This is a genomic window from Moorena sp. SIO4G3 (assembly GCF_010692305.1).
In the GTDB taxonomy this organism is placed as follows: domain Bacteria; phylum Cyanobacteriota; class Cyanobacteriia; order Cyanobacteriales; family Coleofasciculaceae; genus Moorena; species Moorena producens_A.
In genome coordinates, this window is record NZ_JAAHIG010000608.1 from 1 (window position 1) to 3,162 (window position 3,162).

The 3,162-nt window shown below is 41.1% G+C and carries 4 protein-coding genes; 1 reads left to right on the top strand and 3 read right to left on the bottom strand.

Features of this window, described 5'->3' with window-relative positions; all coding sequences use genetic code 11:
* The 3 genes from F6J99_RS43545 to F6J99_RS43555 form a co-directional block, all read right to left on the bottom strand.
* The coding region (locus F6J99_RS43545) for an NB-ARC domain-containing protein (protein WP_293123300.1) at nt 1-1,310 on the bottom strand (1,310 nt) is incomplete at its 3' end.
* Nucleotides 1,311-1,802, bottom strand: a complete 492-nt coding sequence (locus F6J99_RS43550) for a hypothetical protein (protein WP_293123303.1) — start codon at nt 1,800-1,802, stop codon at nt 1,311-1,313.
* A gap of 272 nt (nt 1,803-2,074) precedes the next feature.
* Entirely contained in the window at nt 2,075-2,278 is a 204-nt protein-coding gene (locus F6J99_RS43555; protein WP_293123306.1) for a DUF433 domain-containing protein, read from the bottom strand.
* A 469-nt stretch (nt 2,279-2,747) separates the two neighbouring features.
* Between F6J99_RS43555 and F6J99_RS43560 the strand changes: the two genes are divergently transcribed.
* Entirely contained in the window at nt 2,748-2,951 is a 204-nt protein-coding gene (locus F6J99_RS43560) for a hypothetical protein (RefSeq protein WP_293123309.1), read from the top strand.
* Nucleotides 2,952-3,162 lie beyond the last annotated feature (211 nt).

Sequence of the window (3,162 nt, forward strand, 5' to 3'; positions counted from 1 at the left end):
GTCTTAGTTTGATAACGTTCTAATAATTGCTGATGGGCTTCGGTGATTGATAATCCTAACTCTGGTTGCAGCAGATTACGGGCTAAATCATGTAATAGGTCATGGAGGCGATAGTTAGTGTCTTGGGTACTAGAGACTCCTGGTAGTAATAACGCTTTTTGTTTTAAGTAGAGTAACGTCTTTTTGGCTTTAAATGAATTACAGTTCCATAACGTTGTCGCCATGGTTTCAGTAATGGTGACATCCTCCGGCAGTACCCCTAACCAAGCAAATTTTTTCAATCTCTCGGGGGATAATCGCTTTAAACTGAGATTAAAGGAAGCGACAAGACTGTAGTTTTTGCGCTTGGCGTCACTTGGCTCTTCTTCTGCTTCTAATCGATCCAAGGCTTCTAAGTCAGCAATTTCAGCTTGTAACTCACCCAGTAACTCTTCCCAAGAGAATCCATCCCTAACTTGGGCAGCCGCTAATTCTAATCCTAGGGGTAAGTAGCCGACAGTTTTGGCTAAGGTTTTAGCATAGTCGAGTTCTTGATTAGTTAACTGGTTGCTTACAGCAATTTTCGCCCCCCTAGCCCCCCAACTTTGGGGGGAACTTGAGTTAAAGTCCCCCAGAATTGGGGGATTTAGGGGGCTTGCAGCTAAAGGGAGTGAGGTCGATTCAATTGAGTTAAAGTCCCCCAGAATTGGGGGATTTAGGGGGCTTGCAGCTAAAGGCAGTGAGGTCGATTCATCTGAAAACAGCTGTAAACAAGAGGTTAATAACTTCAAGGATTGATTTGGAGTCATCACGTCTAAATCATAGCGAATCGCACCTTTAACCGGAGCTTCTCTTGTGGTCACTAAAACCCGACAGCCACCACCGGCTACTCGAAAGGGTTCAACATGGTCAGGATGCCAAACATCATCCACGACTAGCAAGGCTTTTTTATCGGATAATAACGTTCTTAATTGTAAAGAAGCGCTATCAATATTAATCGGTTTGAAGTCATAATCTCCTAATGCCTGTATCCACGTACTTAGAAAGGATAAAATATCAGGTTGCTGACCTAAGCTTGCCCAAAAAATCCCATCAGGAAAATGGGATTGAACTTCTGGATCATGGGCTAAGGCGGCAGTAATGGTGGATTTCCCAATGCCTCCTAAGCCATAGATGGCACTAACAACTAAGGTGCCAGCTCTAGCGGTTTCTTGGGATAAAAGCTTTTGTTTTAGTTGTTCGCTTACTTCCGGGCGTTCGACATAATACGGAGGTAGTGGGGGTGCTTGATTTATTCGAGTTTGTTTAACCTGCCTCCCAGGCGACTGCACTCAAGTATTATTATAATTAATAGTTTGGTCGCCTTTAATAATATTTTGGCTTCCTCCAATATTAGTATTATCTTTATTAATACTCTTCCCTTGGACGAAGTTACCCTGGTTATCTACTTTCTCAATGTTGTAATTGTCACGCTTAGCTTGGTGGGATTCCAAGGCTTTGTTAATGTCTTGAATAATTTCCTCTAAATTAGGCAAATCTTGAGCATTAACAGTAGTCACTAAATGCTCCATGGCTTGGGCAACTTCGGGATTTTGCTTCGCTGCTGTTTCTAGCTGCAATACCACTTCGGCATAATCGAGAGGTTGCTCTGGGACTTTCTCGATCGCAGTTACTGTCTCTGGAGACTGTTTTCTAAGGGATTCCAGAAACAACCGCTTAGGTGTATCCCAGAGAACTTGTCCGACATTTTCCCCAGTTTTTTCTATGGCTTTAATCGCCACCACCTTAGCAATAGCTAAAGCTGCACTTCCTATTACTTGCATACTTGAAAGAGATTACTCACAGTCTCCGTTTATTATAGTATTTTTCAATTGGGTTGAGCTATTTTAGAGTTAGTAGGGTGGGCAATGCTTACTAATGCGATCGCCACATGCTCTGATCTATCTCTTCACTGCCCACCCTACATCACTATTCTCTATTGTGATTAATTCGCGTGGTGGGCAGTGCTTACTAATCCTATCTCCAGCTGCTGTGATCTATCTTTGGCACTGCCCACCCTACATCAATATTCTTCTTCTATTCCCTATTCCCTTTGTTATGGCATACATTCAACAGTAAAAACAAAGATTGCTCGGATTGATTCTGGAGTTAGTGTTGGATAGCTTTCCAATATCTGTAACTCTGTCCAACCAGCAGCAAACAAGCCTAAAATAAACTCAACGGATAAACGAGTGCCTTTAACTACTGGCTTACCTAATAAAATATTGGGATTGGAATGAATGTAGTCTCTCCAATTCATGATGATTAGTTCTTGACTTATATTGATAATTAACTATTTTACAGCATTTATACATTCGGTGATGTACTTTAGCAAAGGGAGTCGGGAGTCGGGAGTAAGGAGATAGGGTTTGACGTTTTTTTTATAACTGATTAGTCTCCAATTTTAATTTTAAAAAACCCTTATATATTCTATCAGGTAAACCGATTTTTTATATATTACCTGTTCCCCGTTCCCTGTTCCCTGTTCCCTGCTCTATCAAAAAAATATCCACTGAAAAGTACTGTAAAAACTACACATATTTGAGTACATAAATAGCAAAACACTATATTTGTAAATAAATGTAAAAACTTTTATTTAACCCTTGCATTTTTTTCAGGAGTTATCTATACTAGAAAATGTAACGACTGAAACTAATAACCGCGCTGGTCACAACCTTAATCAACATCAGCGCGGTTTTCCTCCCTCCTAAAAAGGAGTTACTTCCATCATGCAAAAAAATATCACAATCATCAATCCTGGCTGGGTACATCTCAGTAAGCGTTCAGCTTACGGCGGTTTGCATAACTATCAGGTACACAGAATTGTTTTCCTTCTTCCCTGTTCTCTGCTCCCTGCTCCCTGCTCCCTAAAAACCCAGAACGAAAGTACCTCACCGAATTGCAACCCGCTGTATGGGCGATGGGCACGCTAGCTGACGGCCAACGGCTGACAGCTGACAGCTGACAGCTGACTGCTGACTGCTGAATAATTAAATTTTACGAGAGTAAAAAAACAGGAATATATTTCGACGAATAAAAAAAGAAAAAGGGAAATAATAGCATACAATAGTGAAAATATCGTCTACTATAAGAGTAAGATAGAGCTTAACTGCTTCCGGGAAAAACACTGTCAAGTGCCCGGGA

Bases quoted from the DNA above. Each gene is read 5' to 3' on its own strand.
- F6J99_RS43550 (WP_293123303.1), bottom strand. From the start codon at position 1,802: ATGCAAGTAATAGGAAGTGCAGCTTTAGCTATTGCTAAGGTGGTGGCG.
- F6J99_RS43555 (WP_293123306.1), bottom strand. From the start codon at position 2,278: ATGAATTGGAGAGACTACATTCATTCCAATCCCAATATTTTATTAGGT.
- F6J99_RS43560 (WP_293123309.1), top strand. From the start codon at position 2,748: ATGCAAAAAAATATCACAATCATCAATCCTGGCTGGGTACATCTCAGT.